Annotated in this window: 25 protein-coding genes; 5 read left to right on the plus strand and 20 right to left on the minus strand. The window is 60.3% G+C overall.

The features are described from left to right. Positions 1 to 311: 311 nt before the first annotated feature. The 6 genes from AACQ43_RS19260 to AACQ43_RS19285 are packed head-to-tail and all read right to left on the minus strand — an operon-like array spanning position 312 to position 5142. Complete coding sequence (locus AACQ43_RS19260; RefSeq protein WP_168968356.1) at positions 312 to 1490, minus strand: tetratricopeptide repeat protein; 1179 nt, start codon at positions 1488 to 1490, stop codon at positions 312 to 314. A gap of 2 nt (positions 1491 to 1492) precedes the next feature. Next, entirely contained in the window at positions 1493 to 2155 is a 663-nt protein-coding gene (locus AACQ43_RS19265) for an energy transducer TonB (protein WP_101150412.1), read from the minus strand. Next, complete coding sequence (locus AACQ43_RS19270; RefSeq protein WP_010635580.1) at positions 2152 to 2553, minus strand: ExbD/TolR family protein; 402 nt, start codon at positions 2551 to 2553, stop codon at positions 2152 to 2154. The genes AACQ43_RS19265 and AACQ43_RS19270 overlap by 4 nt, the downstream gene beginning before the upstream one ends. Continuing rightward, entirely contained in the window at positions 2550 to 3080 is a 531-nt protein-coding gene (locus AACQ43_RS19275; protein WP_168968358.1) for a MotA/TolQ/ExbB proton channel family protein, read from the minus strand. The genes AACQ43_RS19270 and AACQ43_RS19275 overlap by 4 nt, the downstream gene beginning before the upstream one ends. Next, positions 3077 to 4384, minus strand: coding sequence for a MotA/TolQ/ExbB proton channel family protein (locus AACQ43_RS19280; protein WP_168968360.1), 1308 nt, complete (start codon positions 4382 to 4384; stop codon positions 3077 to 3079). Before AACQ43_RS19280 ends, AACQ43_RS19275 begins: the two co-directional genes overlap by 4 nt. Continuing rightward, positions 4381 to 5142: a DUF3450 domain-containing protein gene (locus AACQ43_RS19285; RefSeq protein WP_045788707.1), complete on the minus strand. Its 762-nt coding sequence runs from the start codon at positions 5140 to 5142 to the stop codon at positions 4381 to 4383. Before AACQ43_RS19285 ends, AACQ43_RS19280 begins: the two co-directional genes overlap by 4 nt. Before the next feature lie 209 nt (positions 5143 to 5351). Between AACQ43_RS19285 and AACQ43_RS19290 the strand changes: the two genes are divergently transcribed. Then, the gene (locus AACQ43_RS19290) at positions 5352 to 6128 is read left to right on the plus strand and encodes a helix-turn-helix transcriptional regulator (protein WP_016352388.1); all 777 of its coding nucleotides are present in this window, start codon (positions 5352 to 5354) and stop codon (positions 6126 to 6128) included. A 64-nt stretch (positions 6129 to 6192) separates the two neighbouring features. Here the strand turns inward: AACQ43_RS19290 and glmS are convergent, their stop codons facing one another. Then, complete coding sequence (gene glmS, locus AACQ43_RS19295; protein WP_017410462.1) at positions 6193 to 8025, minus strand: glutamine--fructose-6-phosphate transaminase (isomerizing); 1833 nt, start codon at positions 8023 to 8025, stop codon at positions 6193 to 6195. A gap of 55 nt (positions 8026 to 8080) precedes the next feature. Continuing rightward, on the minus strand, positions 8081 to 8854 hold the full coding sequence (locus AACQ43_RS19300; RefSeq protein ID WP_017410463.1) for a DeoR/GlpR family DNA-binding transcription regulator: 774 nt from the start codon (positions 8852 to 8854) through the stop codon (positions 8081 to 8083). 123 nt (positions 8855 to 8977) lie between these two features. Between AACQ43_RS19300 and blrA the strand changes: the two genes are divergently transcribed. The 4 genes from blrA to creD all read left to right on the plus strand — a co-directional run bounded on the left by blrA (position 8978) and on the right by creD (position 13458). After that, positions 8978 to 9652, plus strand: coding sequence for a beta-lactam response regulator transcription factor BlrA (blrA, locus tag AACQ43_RS19305; protein WP_076362570.1), 675 nt, complete (start codon positions 8978 to 8980; stop codon positions 9650 to 9652). 34 nt (positions 9653 to 9686) lie between these two features. Next, positions 9687 to 11108 carry a beta-lactam sensor histidine kinase BlrB gene (blrB, locus tag AACQ43_RS19310; protein WP_076362558.1) on the plus strand — a complete coding sequence of 474 codons (1422 nt, stop codon included), beginning with the start codon at positions 9687 to 9689 and terminating at the stop codon, positions 11106 to 11108. A 76-nt stretch (positions 11109 to 11184) separates the two neighbouring features. Then, on the plus strand, positions 11185 to 11979 hold the full coding sequence (blaOXA, locus tag AACQ43_RS19315; protein WP_168968362.1) for an OXA-12 family class D beta-lactamase: 795 nt from the start codon (positions 11185 to 11187) through the stop codon (positions 11977 to 11979). Between the two features lie 117 nt (positions 11980 to 12096). Further along, positions 12097 to 13458, plus strand: coding sequence for a cell envelope integrity protein CreD (gene creD, locus AACQ43_RS19320; RefSeq protein ID WP_168968364.1), 1362 nt, complete (start codon positions 12097 to 12099; stop codon positions 13456 to 13458). A gap of 50 nt (positions 13459 to 13508) precedes the next feature. Here the strand turns inward: creD and glmU are convergent, their stop codons facing one another. The 12 genes from glmU to AACQ43_RS19380 form a co-directional block, all read right to left on the minus strand. Further along, positions 13509 to 14870 (minus strand): bifunctional UDP-N-acetylglucosamine diphosphorylase/glucosamine-1-phosphate N-acetyltransferase GlmU, encoded by a 1362-nt coding sequence (gene glmU / locus AACQ43_RS19325; RefSeq protein ID WP_045525936.1) that lies wholly within the window; start codon positions 14868 to 14870, stop codon positions 13509 to 13511. A gap of 94 nt (positions 14871 to 14964) precedes the next feature. Further along, complete coding sequence (locus AACQ43_RS19330) at positions 14965 to 15393, minus strand: F0F1 ATP synthase subunit epsilon (RefSeq protein WP_005307217.1); 429 nt, start codon at positions 15391 to 15393, stop codon at positions 14965 to 14967. A gap of 18 nt (positions 15394 to 15411) precedes the next feature. Next, the gene (atpD, locus tag AACQ43_RS19335) at positions 15412 to 16800 is read right to left on the minus strand and encodes a F0F1 ATP synthase subunit beta (protein ID WP_005307215.1); all 1389 of its coding nucleotides are present in this window, start codon (positions 16798 to 16800) and stop codon (positions 15412 to 15414) included. Between the two features lie 33 nt (positions 16801 to 16833). After that, positions 16834 to 17700, minus strand: a complete 867-nt coding sequence (gene atpG, locus AACQ43_RS19340) for a F0F1 ATP synthase subunit gamma (protein WP_011707909.1) — start codon at positions 17698 to 17700, stop codon at positions 16834 to 16836. A 43-nt stretch (positions 17701 to 17743) separates the two neighbouring features. Continuing rightward, positions 17744 to 19285 carry a F0F1 ATP synthase subunit alpha gene (atpA, locus tag AACQ43_RS19345; RefSeq protein ID WP_113995907.1) on the minus strand — a complete coding sequence of 514 codons (1542 nt, stop codon included), beginning with the start codon at positions 19283 to 19285 and terminating at the stop codon, positions 17744 to 17746. Positions 19286 to 19300: 15 nt separating this feature from the next. Next, positions 19301 to 19834: a F0F1 ATP synthase subunit delta gene (gene atpH, locus AACQ43_RS19350; RefSeq protein ID WP_011707911.1), complete on the minus strand. Its 534-nt coding sequence runs from the start codon at positions 19832 to 19834 to the stop codon at positions 19301 to 19303. A 13-nt stretch (positions 19835 to 19847) separates the two neighbouring features. Next, a complete protein-coding gene (atpF, locus tag AACQ43_RS19355; RefSeq protein WP_011707912.1) occupies positions 19848 to 20318 on the minus strand; it encodes a F0F1 ATP synthase subunit B in 471 nt (156 codons plus the stop codon). A 52-nt stretch (positions 20319 to 20370) separates the two neighbouring features. Next, positions 20371 to 20613: a F0F1 ATP synthase subunit C gene (atpE, locus tag AACQ43_RS19360; protein WP_005307205.1), complete on the minus strand. Its 243-nt coding sequence runs from the start codon at positions 20611 to 20613 to the stop codon at positions 20371 to 20373. A gap of 58 nt (positions 20614 to 20671) precedes the next feature. Beyond that, on the minus strand, positions 20672 to 21454 hold the full coding sequence (gene atpB, locus AACQ43_RS19365) for a F0F1 ATP synthase subunit A (RefSeq protein WP_011707913.1): 783 nt from the start codon (positions 21452 to 21454) through the stop codon (positions 20672 to 20674). Between the two features lie 8 nt (positions 21455 to 21462). Next, positions 21463 to 21873, minus strand: coding sequence for an ATP synthase subunit I (locus AACQ43_RS19370; RefSeq protein WP_017410469.1), 411 nt, complete (start codon positions 21871 to 21873; stop codon positions 21463 to 21465). Positions 21874 to 22063: 190 nt separating this feature from the next. After that, positions 22064 to 22972, minus strand: coding sequence for a ParB/RepB/Spo0J family partition protein (locus tag AACQ43_RS19375; protein WP_168968366.1), 909 nt, complete (start codon positions 22970 to 22972; stop codon positions 22064 to 22066). Next, positions 22969 to 23772, minus strand: a complete 804-nt coding sequence (locus tag AACQ43_RS19380) for a ParA family protein (protein WP_011707916.1) — start codon at positions 23770 to 23772, stop codon at positions 22969 to 22971. Before AACQ43_RS19380 ends, AACQ43_RS19375 begins: the two co-directional genes overlap by 4 nt. Between the last annotated feature and the right edge of the window lie 14 nt (positions 23773 to 23786).

Genomic DNA, 23786 nt, shown 5'->3' on the forward strand with positions numbered 1-23786 from the left:
ATTGTTTTTGATGCTCGATGCTGTGAGTGCCCACACAGATTGCTTGATTCAAATTGTTAAAGAGCGTCACGCTTGTCGCGTTGAGGAGGCGCATATTACACCTCTCACTTCGAAAGTCAAGCGCTTGTTTTCGCTTTTCTTTCGACGCCCACTTCGCAAGGAAGCTGGCTCATCAGGTTGGCGTGTTCTGCCGTGCTGGTAGGGGCGCATTATAGGGAGCCACGCCGCGATGACAAGGACTTTTTGCAAAAACTCGTTCGTTTGCTGAAAAAGCAGGCTAAAGCCTCTAAAACAAGGGCTTCAGCCTGCTTTCACGCCGCTTTTTTGCTCAATTCTTCGCTTTGCGCCTGGATATAGTTGACCCAGCTGGTTGCACGCTGCTGCCAGTTATCCTGCAGCTGCAGTTCACGGGCCAGCTCCAGCGCCTGGACATACTGCTCTTTATTGAGGTGTGCCTGCACCAGCAGTGCCTTGGCGCGATTGCCTTGCTCGCCTTTCACCGACTTGATGGCCGCGAGCTGGGTCATGGCCGCATCCGTTCTGCCTTGTTGCAACAGCAGCTCGGCGGCACGCATGGCCGCCATGGGATGGGCATGTTCACGGGCGAGCAGCTGCCAGCTGTCGACGGCCTTCGGCCACTCACGCGCACCTTCCCACAATTGAGCCAGCAGTTGGCGATTGTCGGCGCTCTGTTTCATCTGTCCCTTTGCCATGGCTGTTTCCAGCAGACGGGCACCGCGATAGGGCAGTCCCTGCCAGGCATAAAGACGGATCAGCTGGTTGCGGGTGGCGGCATCATCTATCAACTTCCTGTCGATAGCGGTTTGCAGCAGTGCCAGCGCCTGATCGCCGCGCTTGGCGGAGAGGTTGAGCGACACCGCCTGCTGCCACCACTTGCTCTCTGTCGGCTCGTGGCGGATCAGCTCTGCGGCCTGATCGGCCGCCACACCGTAGCGCTGCAGCGCGGTGAGGGCCGAGAGGCGGATGATCGCTGCCTGCTTCTGCCAGCTCTTCTTCAATAGCTGTTCGCTCTGGCTGGCAGCCTCACCGTACTGCTTGTTGTGGTAATAGAGGCCAGCCAGACGCAGGCGCAAGGCATCGTCAGCCTTGATGGCCAATGCGCCTTTGTAACTGGCGATGGCACCGGCCCAGTTGGATTGCTGGGCCTGGATATCCCCACGCAGTCGCAGCAGTTGCAGCTGTTGTTGCTCGGGCCACTCTTTATAGGCAAGGGCCTGTTCGACGTAGCGGCTCGCCTGCGCGGTCTGTTGCAGATTGGCTGCCAGCGAGGCTTGCAGCTGCGCCAGCCAGGCACGCTCGGCATCGCTATTTGGCTTGAGGCCGGATGCCTTGCTCTGGGCCTGTTGCCACTGACCGGACTGATAGAGCTTCATCACGGGCTCCAGCTGGCGGGAGAAATGAGGGCTCACCTCCATCGCCAGACAGGCTTGGCTGACCAGGGCCAGCAGACAGATCCAGATCCGCAACATAGTTATGACTCCAGTTTGAATTTGAGCGTGATGACTTGCACCAGCTTGTCGGTGGCGCCCGGTCTCGGCTGATAGCGCCACTTGTTGATCGCCTGAATGGCCGCCCGCTCGAACTGACGCTTCGGCTTGGCCTCTACCACTTCCACATCCTGCACCCGGCCGTCGGCATCGACGCTGAAACGCAAGGTCACCGACCCTTCAATACCAGCCTGCTGGGCCCGATAGGGATAGACTGGCTCGATCCGCTGTAATGGCATCAGCATGTCACCGGCGCCGATCCCGGCACCTTGCTGCTGGCCATGGAAGTTGCCGCTCGCGACCGGGCTAGGGCTGGTCGCAACGCCAGGGGCATATACCTGCACCGCACTGAGGCTGGAGACCAGATCCAGGCTCGGCTGCACCGAGGGCAGTGGGGCCGCCGCCGGCATAGGCAGCGGCGTCGAGGCCAGCGCGGCAGGCGGCTCCGGCAGGGGTTCCGGCTCCTGGGGTACCGGGCGCTCGCGCACCTGCACCTCGGTCACCTCGTTCTGCATGTTGATGACGATGGATTTCTGCTCGGCGCTCGCCTTCTCCCCTCTGGGCGGCTCCACCAGGGTGGCCATGAACAACAGGATCCCCAGACTGAGGGCAATCCCCAGTCCCAGGCTCATCAGCTTGTATTTCATTTCGGTGCCACCGCCACGGCGATGTTGGCGATGCCTGCCGCCTTGGCCTCATCCATCACCCGCACCACCTTGCCGTGGGGTACCCGCTCGTCGGCCTGGATCACCAGGCTGGCATCAGGCTGTTCCGCCAACAGCCGGGCGACGCTGGCCTGCACCCGCTCCACGTCGATCTGCTTGCGGTCGAGGAAGATCTGACCCTGAGGGCCGATCGCCAGCATGATGCTGGAAGATTTCTGCGCTTTGGCCTGACTGGCCTGGGGCCTGTGCACCTCGAGCCCGGCTTCGCGCACGAAGGAAGTGGTGACAATAAAGAAGATCAGCATGATGAACACGATATCCAGCATGGGGGTCATGTCGATCTGCACTTCGTCACGCTGGCGTTTGGATTGCCGTCTCATTGCATTACCTTCTCTTCTCGCAGGCCGTCCCGGGTCTTGGCCAGCGCACGCTTGGCCTGGCTCTCGAGCCGGCTGAGTAACAACACGCCGGAAAGCGCGACCACCATGCCAGCCATGGTGGGGATGGTGGCGCGGGAGATCCCGCCCGCCATGCTCTCCGGGTTAAAGCGGTTGGCCGCGGCCAACGCATCGAATACGCCTATCATGCCGGTCACGGTACCCAGCAGCCCCAGCATGGGGCAGAGCACCACCAGGGTACGGATGAAGATCAGATGACGGTTGAGCTCAAGCTCGGCCTCGGCCAGCCAGCGCCCGCGGATCGCCCGAGCGTGCCAGCTGTGGCGCTCGTTGCGAGCCTGCCAGCGACCAAGCAGCTGGCGCTGCAGCGGAGCAAACCCCAGGTTGAGGTAGAGCAGCCGCTCGATCATCAGAATCCACATCAGCACCAGCAGGGCCAGAATGACCCAGAGCACCGGGCCGCCACGGCCCATGAAACTCTGCAGCTGTTGCCAGATGTCGAGCATCATGCCGCCCGCTCCATCCCGTCACGGTTGCTCTCCGCCCGCTCGGCCAGAATGCCGGCCACCTGCTGCTCCAGTACGTTGGAGAGTTCGGTGAATCGAGATTGCAGCAGGCTGTGAGCCAGGATCAGCGGAATGGCCGCCACCAGACCCTGTACCGTGGTGACCAGCGCCATGGAGATGCCGCCGGCCATGATCTTGGGATCGCCAGTGCCGAACTGGGTGATGGCCTGGAAGGTGCCGATCATCCCGGTCACGGTGCCGAGCAGGCCCAGCATGGGGGCGATGGCCGCGATCACCTTGACCATGCCGATGCCGCGCTCCATGCGAGGGGTCTCCTGCAGGATCGCCTCATCGAGACGCAGTTCGAGGGTCTCCATGCTCAGCTCTGGATGCTTGTCCGCCACCGTCAACACCCGGCCGAGGGCATTGTCGGCATGATATTCACCGCTCTTGAGCTGGCGACGAACCCGACCCAGTTCACGGGAGAGGCTCCACAGCCTTACCCCGGCGATCCCCAGGCCGATGGCGGCCAACAGCACGATAATGGCGCCAACCTGGCCACCCTGCTGGACTTGCTGCCAGAAGGTGGGGGCCTGCGCCAGCATCTCCAGCAGGGTGCCGTGGGAGGGATCCAGCGGCAGCGCTTCCCCCTCCTGACCCTGATAGGCGGCCGCGGCGGAGAGCACGCTGCCGGGCAGACCCAGCACCGGGCTCAGGCCTTCGGCAGTGGGTTGCAAGAACCCTTCACTACCCAGCAGGGCGAAGCTGCCGACCCGGGTCAGCGACTGCTCGCTGGCAGCCCCCTGGGCATCGAGCACCTTGCCGGTGAACTGGGCAACCCGGCCCGATTCGCGGATCTCTTGCAGCAGGGTGGCGGGCAGCAGGGCGAGGGCGGCGCGATCCGGCACCTGCTTCTCCTGCGCCATGGCCTTGAGCGGGGCGAGGCGCTCGGGGTACTGGCCCTCGACGGCGGATTCACTCAGCAGCTTGACCGCATCGCTGGCCCCCTGACGGGTCACCGCGAAGATCTCGTTCATGTCGCCGGAGGCCTGCTCCCACTGAGCGTTGAGCTCCACCAGCTGTTTTTCATTGGCCGCGAACTGACTTGCCAGCTGCTTGCTCAGGCTCTGGGCCGCAGCCAGCCTGGCACGGGCACTGTTCAGCTCCTTGGAGACAGACGCCAGATCCTGCTGGGCCTGCTGTTCACGGGCTTGCTCCTGCTGCTGCCAGGCTTCATCGGCAACGGCAGTGGTGGTGCCCAGAGAGAGGGCAATGGCGAGGGGGAACCACTTCAGGGTGATGCTCATGACTGGGCCTCCTGACCACGGCTGACGGAAAGGGGGACATTCAACAACTGGGGAACCTTCTTGTCGGCAGCCATCTCCAGCGCCTCGGCGATGGGAGAGAGCCACTGGCTGTCGAGGGCTTGCCATTGCTTGCTCTGCGCAGACCAGCGCCACGCCTGGGAACGATCGGCGGTCATCGCCAGCAGGGAGACCCGGCCCACCGCCAGCACGTCGACTCGGCGTGGTGTGCCGTCCAGCGCCAGCTCGGTAGAGTAGCTATCCAACCGGCTGCCGTATTCGGCTTCAATCTGGTAGGCCTGCAGCAGCTGGCGGAACTTCTCCGCCTCGCTCACGTCGGCTCGGGCCAGGGTCGCTTTGAGCTGTTCGACCCGCGCCAGGCGATCTTCCTTGCGCAGCGGCATGTCATTTTGTACCAGCTGCTCCAGATCGGCCTGCATCTGCAGCATCAGTGGGATCAGGCCCTGCCGGGTCTCCTGTACAGCCTCCAGCTGCTGGCTCAGCTTGCCAAGCTCATTTTGCTGATCGGCCACCAGAGACTGCATGTAGCGGTTGTAGGCTTCCAGATCGCGCAGTTGCAGCTGGGCATTTTGCAGCTCCAGCCGGGCAGCAACGGCCGCATCGGCGGCTTTTTCGACACGCTGCTGGGAGGCTTTCCCGGCGGCGATGCTGTTTTTCAGTGCCGGTGCGACCAGCTCGTCGGCGCCAGCAGCAAAGTGGACTGACAGTGGCAACAAGGCCAAACCCCAAAACTTGTTCATGATATAAATCTTAACAATGATAACTATTCTCATTGTCTCAAAGAGTGGGGGCAGTGGCAATCAGATGATTTTGTTGGCCTTCGGCCAAAAAAACAGGATAATTTTTAAGCAAGCACGGGAGTCACTGGCGTTGGTTCTCACCACACCAAATTAATAATTAAAAAATATCTTTTCGATCAATGTGATAGAGATCGAAAAAGGAGAAGTTCATGTTCAACGATGCGATCTGGGAACACATCGATCGGTTCACCAAGGCCAAGAAGACCAGCGACATCCAGCAGCAGCTGGAGCGCTTCAGTCATCAGATGGGCTTTGATTACTTCCGTCTGCTGATTATTTTCCCCATCAGCATGCAGAAATCCCATGTGGCGTTGTTCAACAACTGCCCCACCAGCTGGTTCGATGCCTATTCAGAGCGGCACTACCTGACTCAGGACCCGGTCGTCTTCCTGGGACTGAAGCAGACCCAGCCCATCTTCTGGAACAAGCTCGACTGCGACTCTCCCTGGCTGCCCAGCGCCAGCCGTGAGGTGATGAACTTGGCCGCCGACTTCGGGGTGAGAAACGGTGTCTCCTTCCCACTGCACACCCCGCAGGGGGAACACGGCATCCTCTCCTTCATCAGCAAGGAGAAGTCCAATTCCGATCTGATGTTTGAAAACGTTCCCTTGCTGTCGTTTTGCGCCAGCTACATCTTCAACTCGGCGCTGCAGCTGATAAAGAGCAGGCCGGATCTGATGAAGTACCTGACCGAGCTGTCGGATCGGGAGAAGGAGTGCCTGTTCTGGGCCAGCGAGGGCAAGACCTCCTGGGAGATCGCCACCATCCTCGGCATCAGCGAGCGGACCGTGAACTTCCACCTCAATCAGGTCACCAACAAGACCGACTCGAAGAACCGCAACCAGGCGATCGCCAAGAGCATCTCCAGCGGCATCATAGTGCCCTCGCTGGACGACGTGACCATCACCAACCTGCGGCTGTCATAACGGCCACCGAGCCAGACAAACAAAAAGAGCCGCAATGCGGCTCTTTTTCATTTCCAGCGACGACTTATTCCACGGTCACGGATTTCGCCAGGTTGCGCGGCTGATCCACGTCGGTGCCCTTGATGAGGGCAACGTGGTAGGAGAGCAGCTGCAGCGGCACGGTATAGACGATCGGCGCGATCATCTCTTCCACGTGGTTCAGGCTCATCACCCGCATGGTCTCGTCGCTCTTGAAGCCGGCGTCGGCATCGGCGAACACGTAGAGGATACCGCCACGAGCGCGCACCTCTTCCACGTTGGACTTGAGCTTCTCCAGCAGATCGTTGTTCGGCGCCACAACGATGATCGGCATCTCGGCATCGATCAGCGCCAGCGGGCCGTGCTTGAGCTCACCGGCGGCATAGGCCTCGGCGTGGATGTAGGAGATCTCTTTGAGCTTGAGCGCCCCTTCCATGGCGATGGGATACTGGCTGCCACGACCGAGGAACAGGCTGTGGTGCTTGTCGGCAAACTCTTCGGCCAGGGCTTCGATATCCTTGGCCAGCGCCAGGCTCTCTTTAATACGCAGCGGCAGGGCTTGCAGCGCCTTGACCAGTTCGGCCTCGGCGGCGGCACTCAGGTTGCCACGGCAGTGACCGACCGATGCCACCAGCATCAGCAGACCAGCCAGCTGGGTGGTGAACGCCTTGGTGGACGCCACCCCGATCTCGGCACCGGCACGGGTCATAAAGGCCAGATCCGATTCGCGCACCAGGGAGGACCCCGGCACGTTGCAGATGGCCAGCGAGCTCATGTAGCCAGACTCCTTGGCCAGGCGCAGAGCAGCCAGGGTGTCGGCAGTCTCGCCGCTCTGGGACAGGGTCACCAGCAGGCTGTTGGGGCGCACCACCGACTTGCGATAGCGGAACTCGGAGGCGATCTCCACGTCGCAGGAGACACCGGCGATCTCTTCAAACCAGTAGCGCGCCACCATGCCGGAGTTGTAGGAGGTGCCGCAGGCGACGATCTGCACGTGCTCGACCTTGTCGAAGATGGCGCGGGCGCCGTTGCCGAACGACTCGACCACCACGTGATCCGAACCCAGACGACCTTCCAGGGTATTGGTGATGGCCTTGGGCTGCTCGTAGATCTCCTTGAGCATGTAGTGACGGTACTCACCCTTGTCACCGGCATCGTGGGAGAGCTCGGACTCCAGCTCCTCGCGCACCACGGCCTCGCCGTGGGTATCGAAGATGTGTACGTCGCGGCGGGTCACTTCTGCCACGTCACCCTCTTCCAGGAAGATGAAGCGACGGGTCACCGGCAGCAGTGCCATCTGGTCGGAGGCGATGAAGTTCTCGCCGATGCCGCGGCCGATCACCAGCGGGGAGCCGGAGCGGGCCACCACTACGCGGCTGTCGTCACGACTGTCCATCACCACGGTACCGTAGGCGCCGCGCAGCTGCTTCACCGCTACCTGCATGGCCGCCAGCAGGCTGGGAGCGGATTTCAGCTCGTGGTGCACCAGGTGGGCAATCACCTCGGTGTCGGTGTCGGAGCTGAACACATAGCCCAGCGCCTTGAGCTCTTCACGCAGCTCTTCATGGTTCTCGATGATGCCGTTGTGCACCACCACGATATGCTCGGAGACGTGAGGGTGAGCGTTGCGCTCGGACGGCTCGCCATGGGTAGCCCAGCGGGTGTGGGCAATGCCGGTACCACCGTGGACGGACTGCTCTTCCAGCGCCTTGGCCAGCTCGGCCACCTTGCCCAACCGACGCACCCGCTGCAGCGGCTGGTTGGCGCTGAACACGGCGACACCGGCCGAATCGTAGCCACGGTATTCCAGACGGCGCAGGCCCTCTACCAAGATTTCAGCCACATCACGTTGGGCGACGGCCCCGACGATGCCACACATACACTTCTCCTTGAGACGTAAGACGTTAATTCGGTTGGATAATGGTTTGTTCAGGTCAAACGGCCACGGGGGCGCAAATCAGCTGGATCCCCCTGGCCTGGATCTGTTCTCTGGCCGCACTGGCCAGCCCCTCGTCGGTCACCAGGGTATGGATGCCGGACCAGGGCAGTTCGAGATTGGGGATCTTGCGGCCGATCTTCTCCGACTCCACCATGACGATGACCTCCCGCGACACCTCGGCCATGACCCGGGAGAGGCCCACCAGCTCGTTGAAGGTGGTGGTACCGCGCTCCGGATCGATGCCGTCGGCACCGATGAACAGCTGGTCGAAGTCATAGGAGCGCAGCACCTGCTCCGCCACCTGTCCCTGGAAGGATTCGGAGTGGGGATCCCAGGTACCGCCGGTCATCAGCAGGGTGGGTTCGTTCTCCAGCTCGCGCAGGGCGCCGGCCACGTTGAGGGAGTTGGTCATCACGATGAGACCGCGCTTGTTGCCCAGCATGGGGATCATGGCGCTGGTCGTACTGCCGCTGTCGATGATGACGCGATTGTGATCACGGATCCGTTCGGCGGCGGCCCGGGCGATCGCCAGCTTTCGTTTCGAAACTTGCTCGGGATTGCTCTCCACCACCATCTCTGAGGGCAGGGGAACGGCACCGCCGTAACGGCGCAGCAGCAGGCCACCGGTCTCCAGCACCGCCAGATCTTTGCGGATGGTCACTTCGGAGGTGGCGAAGTGTTTGGCCAGGGCATCGACGCTGACTTCACCTTGCTCCTGCACCAGGCTCACTATGGTGTGACGGCGCTGCTGAGTATTACGTTTGGTCATCTTTAAGTTTCGATTCGAAAGGATGGCGAAATATTAATACCTTTTTTGAAAAAATCAAACGGCAAATAGGATCCGATTTGGTTCGATGCCAGAATGGGGCAGCTGATTTGCGACGAGGATGCCATGCAAAAACGAACCATCTGGCTGGTGGAAGATGAAGCCAGCATCGCCGACACCTTGATTTATGCGCTGCAGACCGACGGTTTCGAGGTGGAGTGGTTTTCCCTCGGCCAGCCGCTGCTGGCACGACTGGAACAGACGCGCCCCGACTTTCTGATCCTGGATGTGGGGCTGCCGGACATCAGCGGTTTCGAGTTGTGCAAGCAGGTTCGGGCACGGTGCGATACCCCGCTGATGTTTCTCACCGCCCGCAGCGAGGAGATAGACCGGCTGATCGGACTGGAGATCGGCGCCGACGACTATGTAGCCAAGCCCTTCTCGCCGCGGGAGGTGTGCGCCCGGGTGCGGGTCATCCTGCGCCGCAGCCAGCCGGCCACGCCCCGACCGAGCCAGTTGCTGGCTCTGGACGAGGAGCGGGCCCGCATCAGCTTTCACGGCCAGCCGCTGGCGCTCACCCGTTACGAATACCTGCTGCTCAAGACCCTGATGCAGGCGCCGGGCCGGGTCTACTCCCGCCAGCAGCTGATGGATCTGGTGTGGAGCGGGGCGGAGGAGAGCCTGGATCGTACCGTGGATACCCATATCAAGACCATCCGTGCCAAGCTGCGGGAGCGGGATCCCCACGCCAACCTGATCCTGACCCATCGTGGGCTGGGCTACAGCCTGGAGCTGGCATGAACAGACAGTGGCCTGACACCGGCCGGAGGACGCCATGAGGATTGGGCTGCAACTGCTGTGCGGGCTGGTGCTGATCTTCGCGCTGGCCGCCTGGTTCGTGCTGGAGATCTTCGTCGAGGAGATCAAACCCGGGGTGCGTAGCGCCACCGAAGATACCCTGGTGGACATGGCCCAGATGCTGGCACCGCTGGCGCTGGATGACCTGCAGGAAGGCAAGATGGCGGATGGCCGGCTGGCCAGCGCCTTCGCCCGCCTCAACCAGAGTCCCATCAACGCCCTGATCGACGGCCACCTCAAGCAGCAGGCGGAGTACCGCATCTATGTGGTCGACCGCTGGGGCAAGGTGGTCTACGACTCGGACGGGGTGGATCTGGGCAAGGACTATTCACGCTGGAACGACGTCTATCGCACCCTGCGCGGGGAATATGGCGCCCGCAGCACCCGCAGCGACCCCGACGATCCCGCCAGTTCGGTGATGCACGTGGCCGCGCCGCTGCGGGAGGGGGACGACATCCTCGGCTCCCTCACCGTCGCCAAGCCCAACCGCACTTTGCTGCCCATGATAGAGCGCAGCGAACACCAGCTGTTGCAAGGGGCGGCGCTGCTGCTGTTCATCTCGCTACTGATCGGCGCCCTGCTGGTATGGTGGCTCAACCGCGCCATCGGCAAGCTGGTGCACTACGCCGATGCGGTCAGCCAGGGTCAGCCCGCCAGCCTGCCGCGCCTCTACAGCCCGGAACTGGATCGGCTCGGCCGCTCCCTGGAAACCATGCGTCGCCAGCTGGACGGCAAGGCCTACATCGAAGCCTATGTGCACAGCCTGACCCACGAGCTCAAGAGCCCGCTGGCAGCCATTCGCGGGGCAGGAGAGATCCTGGCCGAGGCACCGCCACCCGAGGTGGCTACCCGTTTTATCGGCAACATCAATCTGGAGACGGCCCGCATGCAGCAGCTGATCGAGCGGATGCTGCAGCTGGCCAAACTGGAGTCGGGGCAGGGGCTGGACAGGCAGGCCGTCGAGCCGGCCAGGCTGGGCAGACGGGTGCTCGATGCCCGCCAGATCCTGGCCCAGCGGCGCCAGGTCACGCTGGTGGCCGAACTCGGCGAGGCCCAGAAGCAGAAGTGGGACTCGCTGCTGGTGGAACAGGCTCTCGGCAACCTGCTGGACAACGCCCTCGACTTCTCTCCCGTCGGCGGCACCCTGGCACTGAGCGGGGCCATGGAGGAGGGAGGCTACTGCTTCCGGGTACGGGATCAGGGGCCCGGCATTCCGGACTACGCCCTGCCGCGCATCTTCGAGCGCTTCTATTCGCTGCCCAGACCCGACAAGGGCAAGAGCAGCGGCCTCGGGCTCAGCTTCGCCACCGAGGTGGCCCGCCAGCACGGTGGCCGGCTGACCCTCGCCAACCAGCCTGACGGCGGGGTACTGGCCGAGCTCTGGTTGCCGGCGGGCTGACACTTCACACTGGCCACATAAAGCGGCGCTATGCTGATGTTTTCCCAGCGAACTCAATGTGCTCAAGGAGACCCCCATGTCCCGCCTTCTGTTATCCGGCCTGCTCGGTGCAGGCCTGCTGTTCTCGCTGCCGGCCAGCGCCGCCACCGGCTGCTTTCTCTATACCGACGGCAACGGCCAGACCCTCTCCAGCGAAGGGGATTGTTCCAGCCAACTGCCGCCCGCGTCCACCTTCAAGATCCCGCTGGCACTGATGGGCTACGACAGCGGCTTTCTGGTGGACGAGGAGCACCCGGCACTGCCCTTCAAACCCGGTTACGACGACTGGCTGCCTGCCTGGCGCGAAACCACTACTCCGCGCCGCTGGGAAACCTATTCGGTGGTCTGGTTCTCCCAGCAGATCACCGAATGGCTGGGGATGGAGCGCTTTCAGCGGTACGTCGACCGTTTTGACTACGGCAACCGGGATCTCTCCGGCAATCCCGGCAAAAACGACGGTCTGACCCAGGCCTGGCTCAGTTCCAGCCTCGCCATCAGTCCACAGGAGCAGGCCCGCTTCCTCGGCAAGATGGTGAGCGGCAAGCTGCCGGTATCGGCGCAGACCCTGCAGTACACCGCCAATATCCTCAAGGTGAGCGAGATCGACGGCTGGCAGATCCACGGCAAGACCGGCATGGGCTACCCGAAGAAGCTGGATGGCAGCCTCAACCGGGAGCAGCAGATAGGCTGGTTCGTCGGCTGGGCCAGCAAGCCGGGCAAGCAACTCATCTTCGTCCATACCGTGGTGCAGAAACCCGGCAAGCAGTTCGCCTCGCTCAAGGCCAAGGAAGAGGTGCTGGCCGCCCTGCCAGCCAAACTGCAAACCCTGTGATACCCAGACCGGCGCCAGGCGCCGGTTTTTTATCCCCCTTCACCCCCGCTTCACACAACCCCATCTCCCCTTCACCCACGACCGTCACACTCGGTGCCATCAACAAGGAGACGTGTCATGGTCAAACAGATATTCAGCCACAAGATCTTTCTGCTGCTGTTGCTCAGCCTGCTGCTGATGGTGCCGGTGCAATCCATCATGGAGCTGAACCGGGAGCGCCAGGCCTATCGCAGCCAGGCCATCCACAGCATCATGGCCAGCAGCAGCGGCCCGCAGCGACTGCTGGGGCCGGTCGTGGTGCAGCCTTATACCCGCACCGTCACGGTGGAGCAGGATGGCAAGCGCTTCGAGCGCAAGCTGCGGCTCTACCGCTACCTGCTGCCGGAGCAGCTGGACGTGCAGGCCAGCATGGAAGTGACCCCGCGCAAGCTCGGCATCTACCAGGCCCAGGTCTATCACACCCGGCTCTCCCTCTCCGGGCGACTGCCTGCCGAACTGAATGGTAAAACCCTGATTAGCGGCGAACCGGATCTGACTGTCGATGGTGCCGATCCCGCCCTGGTGGCAGGCAAACCCTATCTGAGCCTGGTGCTATCCGATGCCCGCGGCATCAACCGGGTGCCTGAGCTGCAACTGGGGGAGCAGCGCATTCCGTTTGCTCCCGGCGCCCTGCTGGGTGACGGGCTGGCCGGCATCCATGCACCGCTTGCCACCCTGCCGGGGGAAGACGGTGCCTTTCATATCGAGCTGGATCTGCAAGGGATGAACCAGCTGGAAGTGGTGCCCCTCGGCCAGGACAGCAGGCTCAACCTCGCCAGCAACTGGCCCCACCCCAACTTCATCGGTGACTTTCTGCCGGGCAGCCGCACCCTTAACGCCAGCGGTTTCGAGGCCAGCTGGCAGAGCAGCTGGTTTGCCACCGACATGGAGAGCCGCTTCAACCGGATGATGAAGGGTGCCAGCGGTGATCTGCCCGCCTTCAGCGTCAGCCTGGTGCAGCCGGTGGATCACTACCAGCAGAACGAGCGGGCCGCCAAGTATGCGCTGCTGTTCATCGGCCTCACCTTCCTCAGCTTCTTCATGTTCGAACTGCTCAAGGGGCTACGGGTGCACCCGATCCAGTACGCGCTGGTGGGCATGGGGCTGGCCATCTTCTATCTAGTGCTGCTGGCCCTGACCGAACACCTCGGCTTTGCCTGGGCCTATCTGATTGCCGCCCTGGCCAGCGTGGCCCTCAACGGCTTCTACCTCAGCCATGTGCTGGGCGGCCCCAAACAGGGGCTCGGCTTCGCGGCCCTGCTCGGGCTGGTCTACGCCATCCTGTTCGGCTTGCTGCAGGCCGAGGAGATAGCCCTGCTGCTCGGCGCCCTGCTGCTGTTCGCCATCCTGGCGCTGGTCATGGTGCTGACCCGCAAGCTGGACTGGTATCGGGTGATGGGAAGCGCCCCGACGCCCCCCGCCAGCGGGCAGGAGAACTGAAAACAAAACCGGCGCCATCAGGCGCCGGTTTGCATTTCATTGATCGGGCATCACTTCTTCTTGACCGGGCGAGCCCAGTTTTTGATGTGACGCTGGGGTACCCTGGTGATCACCAGCTCATTCTCGGCCACGTCCTTGGTGATGGTGGAGCCGGCCCCCAGGGTCGCCCCCTTGCCGATGCGCACCGGCGCCACCAGCTGGGTATCGGAGCCGACGAAGACGTCGTCCTCGATGATGGTCTGGAACTTGTTCACCCCGTCGTAGTTGCAGGTGATGGTGCCGGCCCCGATGTTCACCTTGGCACCTACTTCGGCATCCCCCAGATAGGTCAGATGACCGCACTTGGAGCCAACCCCCAGCCGGGCCTTCTTCATCTCGACGAAGTTGCCGACGTGGGCGTCCTGCTCCAGCACGGCGCCCGGGCGCAGTCGGGTAAAGGGACCGACCGAGCACTGATCGGCGATCTGCGCCCCTTCGATGACGGAGTAGGGTTTCACCTCGGTGTGGTCGCCGATCACACAATCCTTCAGCACGCTGCCGGCCCCGATGCGGACATGGTTGCCCAGCACCACCTTGCCTTCGATGATGACGTTGACGTCGATCACCACCTCTTCCCCGATTTCCAGGGTGCCGCGCAGATCGAAGCGGGCCGGGTCGATCAGGGTGGCGCCGGCGATCATCAGCCGCTCGGCCTGCATCTTCTGGTAACTGCGCTCGAGCTGGGCCAGCTGCACCCGGTTGTTGGCCCCTTCCACTTCCATGGCGTCGTCCGGGTGGACTGCGGCGATGGGGCAGTTGTCGGCATGGGCCATGGCGATCACGTCAGTCAGATAGAACTCGCCCTGGGCATTCTTGTTGTCCAGACGCGACAGCCAGCTGCGCAGCTGGCCACCGTTGGCCACCAGCACGCCGGTGTTCACTTCGCGGATGGCCAGCTGCTCGGCATTGGCATCCTTCTGCTCGACGATGCCGACCACCTGACCGTTGCTGCGCACGATGCGGCCATAACCGGTCGGGTTGTCCAGCACCACGGTCAGCAGCGCCATGCCGTCGGCGGCCTTGGCGGCCAGCAGCCGCTGCAGGGTTTCCGGCTGGATCAGCGGGGTATCGCCGTACAGCACCAGCACGTCGTCTTCGTCCTGCCAGAACGGGATAGCCTGGGCGACGGCGTGGCCGGTACCCAGTTGCTGCGCCTGCAGCACCCAGTTCAGGTCGGATGCCTGGATCCGCTCCTTCAGCAGTTCGGCACCGTGGCCGTACACCAGATGCAGCTGCTCGGCACCGACCTTGCGGGCAGTCTCGATCACATGGGAAACCATCGGCTTGTTGGCGACCGGGTGCAGCACCTTGGGCAGGGAGGAGCGCATACGGGTACCTTTACCCGCAGCCAGGATCACGACGTTGAGAGACATAATTCGACCTTTGGAACATGAAGAAATACTCGGCGGAGTCTATCCAACGAGTAAAAAAAAAGCGACCCGCAGGTCGCTTTTTACCTCACCGTTATTAACGGTAATTCTTTTTGACGATATCGATGACCCGCAGTTGAGCCATCGCCTTGGCCAGCTCGGTAGCGGCCTGGGCGTAGTCGATATCACCATGGGAGCTGTGGATCCGCTCTTCCGCCGCGCGTTTGGCTTCCTGGGCTTTCGCCTCATCCAAATCGTCGGCACGAATCGCGGTGTCCGCCAGCACGGTCACGGCTTCGGGTTGTACTTCCAGCATGCCGCCGGAGATGTACAGCACCTCTTCAGTTCCATTCTGCTTCACCAAGCGGACCAGGCCCGGCTTGATGGCAGTCAGCAACGGAGCATGACCGTGGCGGAGACCCAGCTCACCTTCGGAGCCTGATACCTGAGCGGACTGCACGCGACCGGAAAACAGTTTTCCTTCAGCGCTCACCACGTCCAGGTGAAAGGAGATCATCTCTGCCATGGGCCCTCCTATCGAGGCTTACAGTTTCTTGGCTTTCTCGACAACTTCGTCGATGCTGCCAACCATGTAAAACGCCTGCTCCGGCAGATCGTCGTACTCGCCTTTCAGGATGCCCTGGAAACCACGGATGGTCTCTTTCAGCGGCACGTATTTGCCCGGGGAACCGGTAAACACTTCTGCCACGAAGAACGGCTGGGACAGGAAACGCTCGATCTTACGGGCACGGGCTACGGTCAGTTTGTCTTCTTCTGACAGTTCATCCATACCCAGGATGGCGATGATGTCCTTCAGCTCTTTGTAGCGCTGCAGTACGGTCTGAACGCCACGAGCAGTCTCGTAGTGCTCCTTGCCAACCACCAGCGGATCCAGCTGACGGGAGGTGGAGTCCAGCGGGTCAACGGCCGGGTAGATACCCAGTGCCGCGATCTGACGGGACAGTACGACGGTCGCATCCAGGTGGGCGAAGGTGGTCGCCGGAGACGGGTCGGTCAAGTCATCCGCAGGCACGTAAACGGCCTGTACGGAGGTGATGGAACCGGTCTTGGTGGAGGTGATACGTTCCTGCAGAACGCCCATCTCCTCGGCCAGGGTCGGCTGGTAACCTACTGCGGAGGGCATACGGCCCAGCAGTGCGGATACTTCAGTACCGGCCAGGGTGTAACGGTAGATGTTGTCCACGAAGAACAGCACGTCACGACCTTCGTCACGGAACTTCTCGGCCATGGTCAGACCGGTCAGCGCCACGCGCAGACGGTTTCCGGGCGGCTCGTTCATCTGACCGTAAACCAGAGATACTTTGTCCAGTACGTTGGACTCCATCATCTCGTGGTAGAAGTCGTTACCCTCACGGGTACGCTCACCTACACCGGCGAACACGGAGTAACCGCTGTGTTCGATCGCGATGTTACGGATCAGCTCCATCATGTTGACGGTCTTGCCTACACCGGCACCACCGAACAGACCAACCTTACCACCCTTGGCGAACGGGCATACCAGGTCGATAACCTTGATGCCGGTCTCCAGCAGGTCGTTGCTGTTGGACTGATCTTCGTAGCTGGGAGCCGCGCGGTGGATGGACCAACGCTCTTCTTCACCGATCGGACCTTTTTCGTCGATCGGATCGCCCAGTACGTTCATGATCCGACCCAGAGTCGATACACCGACCGGCACCTGGATGGATTTACCGCTATTCACTACTTCCAACCCACGACGCAGACCGTCGGAGGAGCCCATGGTGATGCAACGAACGACGCCGCCACCGATCTGTTGCTGAACTTCCAGCACCAGACCCTGGCCTTGACCTTCGCTGACAACCTTCAGTGCATCGTACACCTGGGGCACGGCATCTTGCGGGAACTCGATGTCCACCACAGCGCCGATGATTTGGACGATGAAACCGTTACTCATGTCAAATCCTCTAAACCTTTGATAACCCTTGCCTTACACCGCAGCAGCACCGGATACGATCTCTGTCAGTTCCTGGGTAATACTGGCCTGACGGGCCTTGTTGTATACCAGTTGCAGATCGTTAATCAGGTTACCGGCGTTGTCAGTCGCGGCTTGCATGGCAACCATTCGGGCTGCCTGTTCACTTGCCAAGTTTTCCACTACCCCCTGGTAGACCTGGGATTCGACGTAGCGAATCAGCAGGGTATCCAGCAGTTGCTTGGGATCCGGCTCATAGAGGTAATCCCAGTGGTGTTTCTTGGCGAGCTTGCTGTCTTCAGTTACGGGCAAAGGCAGCAGTTGATCGACTCGTGGTTGCTGAACCATGGTGTTGACGAACTTGTTGTACACCAGGTACAGCCTGTCAATCTCACCGTTGTCGTAAGCCTTCAGCATGACCTTGACTGAACCAATCAGGTCATTGACGCTTGGGTTATCGCCCAGTCCTGCGACATGAGCTTTCACCTTGGCGCCGTGCCGTTCAAAGAAGTTGGAGGCCTTGTTGCCGATCAGAGCCAGGTCAACCTTGGCTCCTTTCGCGCTCCATTGCTTCATATCATTGAGGGCAGCCTTGAACAGGTTGATGTTCAAACCGCCACACAGGCCACGGTCGGTGGAGACGACGATGTAACCCACTCGCTTGACCTCACGTTCGATGAGGTAGGGGTGCTTGTATTCCAAGTTCCCCTGAGCGATATGGCCGATCACCTTGCGCATGGTTTCAGCGTACGGACGGCTGGCAGACATGCGATCTTGCGCACGGCGCATCTTGCTTGCTGCCACCATTTCCATAGCGCCGGTGATCTTCTGAGTGTTTTTCACACTCCCGATCTTGTTACGTATCTCTTTTGCGCCGGCCATCTCTTACTCTCCATCAGGTGGCAGCTCGCGCTGCCACACACGCTTACCAGGTCTGGGTTGCCTTGAAGTCATCCAGCAACGCAGTCAGCTTGCCAACGATCGCGTCGTTGTAGTCGGCCTTGGCATTGATTTCAGCCATCAGCTCAGCATGCTGGGTATTGGCGTAAGAGAGCAGAGCGGCTTCGAAGTCGACGATTTTGTTCAGCTCGACATCGGAGAGATAGCCTTTTTCCGCGGCGAACAGCACCAGAGACTGGTGAGCCACGCTCAGCGGAGAGTACTGTTTCTGCTTCATCAGCTCGGTCACTTTCTGACCGTGGTCCAGCTGCTTGCGGGTTGCGTCGTCCAGATCGGAGGAGAACTGAGCGAATGCCGCCAGTTCGCGATACTGGGCCAGCGCGGTACGGATACCACCGGACAGCTTCTTGACGATCTTGGTCTGAGCAGCACCGCCCACACGGGATACGGAGATACCCGGGTCAACCGCCGGACGAATACCGGAGTTGAACAGCTGTGAGGTCAGGAAGATCTGACCATCGGTGATGGAGATCACGTTGGTCGGTACGAATGCAGATACGTCACCCGCCTGGGTTTCGATGATCGGCAGCGCGGTCAGAGAACCGGTCTGGCCTTTCACGGCACCCTTGGTGAACTTCTCTACGTACTCGGCGTTGACGCGAGCAGCACGCTCCAGCAGACGGGAGTGCAGATAGAAAACGTCACCCGGGTAAGCTTCACGTCCTGGCGGACGGCGCAGCAGCAGGGAGATCTGGCGATAAGCTACGGCCTGCTTGGACAGGTCATCATAGATGATCAGCGCGTCTTCACCGCGGTCACGGAAGTACTCACCCATGGAGCAGCCGGCATACGGAGCCAGGTACTGCAGAGCAGCAGCTTCGGAAGCAGAGGCAACCACTACTATGGTGTTGGCCAGGGCGCCGTGCTCTTCCAGCTTGCGTACCACGTTGGCGATGGTGGAGGCCTTCTGGCCGATCGCAACGTAGACACACTTAATGCCGGAGTCTTTCTGGTTGATGATGGTGTCGATCGCGATGGCGGTCTTACCAACCTGACGGTCACCGATGATCAGCTCACGCTGGCCACGACCGATAGGGATCATGGCATCGATGGCTTTCAGACCGGTCTGGACCGGCTGGTCAACAGACTTACGCTCGATAACGCCCGGTGCAATCACTTCGATCGGCGAGAAACCGTCGTTGTCGATTGGACCTTTACCGTCGATCGGCTGACCCAGGGTGTTCAACACCCGGCCCAACAGACCACGACCGACCGGCACTTCCAGAATGCGGCCAGTCCCTTTTACTTTCATTCCTTCTGACAGACCGTCATAGGAACCCATGATCACCGCACCGACGGAGTCACGCTCCAGGTTCAATGCCAGAGCGTAGCGGTTGCCCGGCAGCTCGATCATCTCACCTTGCATGGCATCGGCCAGGCCGTGAATACGAATGATACCGTCGCTCACAGAGACGATGGTACCTTCGTTACGCGCTTCGCTCTTGATATCAAACTGCGCAATGCGCTGCTTGATCAGCTCGGCGATTTCAGTGGAATTCAGTTGCATGCTCTAATACCCCAATCAAGATTGCAGCGCGTCAGCCATGCGATCCAGCTTACCGCGGACTGTACCGTCGATAACCAGATCACCGGCCTTGATGAGCACCCCGGCCATCAAGGACGCATCCATGCTGCAATTCAGCTTCACTTTGCGCGCGAGACGTTGTTCCAGAGAAGCCTGAATATTGGCTTTCTGCTGGTCGGTCAGTTCGATCGCCGAAATCACGTCAGCCTGAACTTCTTTATCCAGTTCAGCCTTGAACGCGACGAATTCAGCAACGACCGCCGGCAGCACACCCAAGCGACCATTCTCAGCCATCACCCGGATCAGGTTCTGACCATGCTCGTCGAGTTGCTCACCGCAGATACCGACAAAGATACTTGCCAGTTCTTCAGCAGCCACAGAGCCGTTTACCAGGTTGTGGATGGTCTCGTTCTCCGCTACTTGTGCAGCGAAGCCGAGCATCCCCAGCCACTGGTCAACCGCCTTGTGCTCAACGGCAAACTCGAAAGCAGCCTTGGCGTAGGGGCGAGCGATTGTAGTCAGTTCAGACATAGCCCCGTTCCCGTTACAGTTCTGCTACCAGTTTGTCGACGATGTCGCTGTTGGCAGCCTGGTCGATTTGACGCGCCAGGATCTTCTCTGCACCAGCAATGGCAAGAGCAGCAACCTGCTTACGCAGTTCTTCTTTGGCACGATGACGTTCAGCTTCGATCTCGGCACGGCCCTGAGCCAGGATTTTTTCCCGCTCAGAGTGGGCACCGGCAGCAGCCTCATCAATGATCTGGGCTTTACGTTTGTTAGCCTGTTCAATGATTTCTGCAGCCTGGAGCTTGGCTTCTTTCAGCTGATCGGTGGCGTTGGCCTTGGCCAAATCCAGATCTTTCTTGGCACGCTCCGCGGAAGAGAGACCGTCAGCAATGGCTTTCTGACGGGCTTCGATGGCTGCCATCAGCGGCGGCCATACGTACTTCATGCAAAACACTACGAAGATGAAAAAAGCAATTGCTTGGCCGAGGAGGGTGGCGTTGATATTCACAGCCTATGTCCTCTTAGTTAGTTAATGGGTTATGTCCGGGAGTCGTTGAGACTTAGCCAGCAACCGCAAACATCACGTACAGACCCAGACCAACGGCGATCATCGGGATCGCATCCACCAGACCCATCACGATGAAGAACTGGGTACGCAGAACAGGGATCAGGTCAGGTTGACGAGCAGCGCCTTCCAGGAACTTGCCACCCAGGATACCGATACCGATGGACGCGCCGATAGCCGCCAGACCCATCATCATTGCAGCAGCGATGTACAGCAGGTCCATGTTCAAGTTTTCCATGAGGATCTCCATTTATTTAGATGTAATTGATTGTATAAAAAGGATTATTTGAGTTGCATCAACCATGGTCTTCTTGTGCCATCGACAGATAGACGATGGTCAGCACCATGAAGATAAACGCCTGCAAAGTGATGATCAGGATGTGGAAAATTGCCCAAGGCACGGACAGGATCCACTGTGACCACCAGGGTAGCAAACCCGCAATCAGGATAAAGATCAGTTCGCCAGCATACATGTTGCCGAACAGTCGAAGACCCAGAGAAACAGGTTTGGAAATCAGCGTAACAGTTTCCAGGATGAGGTTAACCGGGATGGCCGCCGGGTGGTTGAAAGGCTGAAGCGTCAGCTCCTTCACGAACCCGCCGATACCCTTGACCTTGATGCTGTAGTACAGGATCAAGAAGAACACGCCCAAAGCCATGGACATGGTGATGTTAACGTCAGCAGAGGGAACCACACGCAGATAGGGAACACCCATCAACTGTGCAGCGTGGGGGATAAAGTCAACGGGGATCAGATCCATCAGGTTCATCAGGAAGATCCACACGAACACTGTCAGGCCCAAAGGTGCGATGACCTTGTTACGACCGTGAAAGATGTCCTTGACGTTACCACTCACAAACTCGACCAGCATCTCCACAAAGCACTGCAGTTTGCCGGGCACACCGCTGGTAGCCTTGACGGCGACACGGCGGAACGACCAGATAAACAGAGCGCCTAGCAAGACGGAAAATATCATGGAATCGATATTCACCGTCCAGAACCCAGACCCGACTTGCAGATGGGTCAGATGGTGGGAGATATATCCCTGAGGAGTCAGGACTTCTCCGGTTGCAGACATGAGTTTTCCTAATAGTGGTTGTTAAGCGTGAATGAGACTATCCACTGTACAACGAGGGCGAGGATATAAGTGGCGAAGAACGAGACGGTATCGACCTCGATCCCGGCGCCAAACATCAGGGCGAAAAGTCCTGTTGTAGTAATGAGCTTAATCCCTGCCCCACCATAAAAGTCCCGCAGAACCAGGCCCACGCTCTCCTTCGTCACCTTGCGGCGCAGAACCCAGAGCGTGAACAGGGCTTGAGGAACCCAGTACATGCCCCCCCCGAAGAGGGAGGAGCGTCCGGCAAACGCACCGGTCTGGTAAAACCAGACGGTACTGATCGCCAGGATCAGGACGAGCTGACAAACGAGCATAGCCAAGGCCAGCGTTAAACCTTCCAAGGCTATTTTCTGCTTCACCAACCTACCCCTGAACATTACAGAACTGTAAAAAATCGGGATCCGAAGACCCCGCGTTTACAGCCCAAAAAGCCGGTCAAATTATACCCTTGAAGACAGCTATTGCAACATGGCAAAAATCCTTAATTTTTGCGGCTTTCCGCACAGAATTAAGGTTATGTTCATATCAAAAGGAATGGATGTTTTATTACTACAAAAAGCGTAAAAATCACGTTTCTGACAGGCCAAAATAGCCCAATACCCGGTCCAAATCCGCCAAGTTCTCGTAACTTATTACTAACTTACCGCTATCCTGTTTTCCCGGCTGAAGTTGTACCTGATTGCCAATTTTTTCTGAAATCTGGCGCTCGAGATAACCAAACTGGGGATCACGGACAGGCTCGGCCTTGGCTTTTGCCGGTTCCAGCGCTTTTTGCACCAGCTTCTCGGTATCTCGCACTGTCAGCCCCTTCTGGGCCACCAGTTTCGCCAGTTCGGACTGGGCCTGGCCGCTCAGCGCCAGCAGGGCGCGGGCATGGCCCATGTCGAGGTCGCCGTGCTCGACGAAACGCTTCACGTCGTCGTTGAGCTGATTGAGGCGCAGCAGGTTGGTGACCGTGGTGCGGGACTTGCCCACTGCCTCGGCCACCTGTTGGTGGGTCAGTTCAAATTCGGTCAGCAGCCGCTGCAGGGCGACCGCCTCTTCGATGGCGTTGAGATCCTCGCGCTGGATGTTCTCAATCAGCGCGATGGCGACGGCCGCCTCGTCAGGCACGTCCTTGACCAGGCAGGGCACCACCTCGAGGCGGGCCAGCTGGGAGGCGCGCCAGCGCCGCTCACCGGCGATGATTTCGAAGGAGTGCTCGCCAAGCGGACGCACCACGATGGGCTGGATCACCCCCTGGGCACGGATGGAGTTGGCCAGATCTTCCAGCGCATCCTGCGACATATCCTTGCGCGGCTGGTACTTGCCGGATTGCAGCCACTCCACCGGCAGCTTGCGCAGCTCGCCCTGGTTGGTCGGGGCCATGGCCTGCTCGGTGCGCTGGTCGCTCATCACCTGTTTCTGGCGCGCGGCCGTGCTGGTGCTGAGCAGAGCGTCCAGCCCCTTGCCCAACCCACGTTTTTTCGGCGTCATATGCTCTCTCGGTCTGCGATGGTCACCTGACGTTCCTGCTCCTGACGGCGGAGGATCTCGCCAGCCAGAGCCAGATAGGCCTTGGCGCCCACCGATGATTTGTCATAGTGCATGGCCGGCGCACCGAAGCTCGGCGCCTCAGCCAGTCTTACGTTGCGGGGAATGATGGTGCGATAGACCTTGTCCCCGAAGTGCTGTTTAAGCTGATCGGACACATCATTGGCCAGCCGGTTGCGGTGATCGAACATGGTGCGCAGCACCCCCTCGATCTTCAGCTCCGGGTTGACCACGGCTGCCAGCTTGCTGATGGTGTCGACCAGGGCGGTAAGCCCTTCCAGCGCATAGTATTCGCACTGCATGGGCACCAGCACGGAGTCGGCGGCGGCCATGGCGTTGACGGTCAGCATGTTGAGAGAAGGCGGGCAGTCGATGAAGACGTAGTCGTATTTGTCCCGTACCGAGGCCAGCGCATTGCGCAGGCGGATCTCGCGGGCGAAGAATTCCATCAGCCGGATTTCGGCTGCGGTCACGTCGGCGTTGGCGGCGATCAGGTGATAGCCCCCGGAGGTTTCGGGGATGATCACCTCGCCGATGGGGGCGTCCTCGATCAGCAGCTCATAGGCGGTGCGCTCGACATCGTACTTGTCGACGCCGCTGCCCATGGTGGCATTGCCCTGCGGATCCAGATCGATCACCAGCACCTTGCGGCGGGTAGCGGCCATGGAGGCGGCCAAGTTCACACAGGTGGTGGTTTTACCCACTCCACCCTTCTGGTTGGCTATGGCGATGACTTTTCCCACACTGTCCCCTAAAT

The organism is Aeromonas sp. DNRA1, assembly GCF_963888745.1.
GTDB classification, from domain to species: domain Bacteria; phylum Pseudomonadota; class Gammaproteobacteria; order Enterobacterales; family Aeromonadaceae; genus Aeromonas; species Aeromonas hydrophila.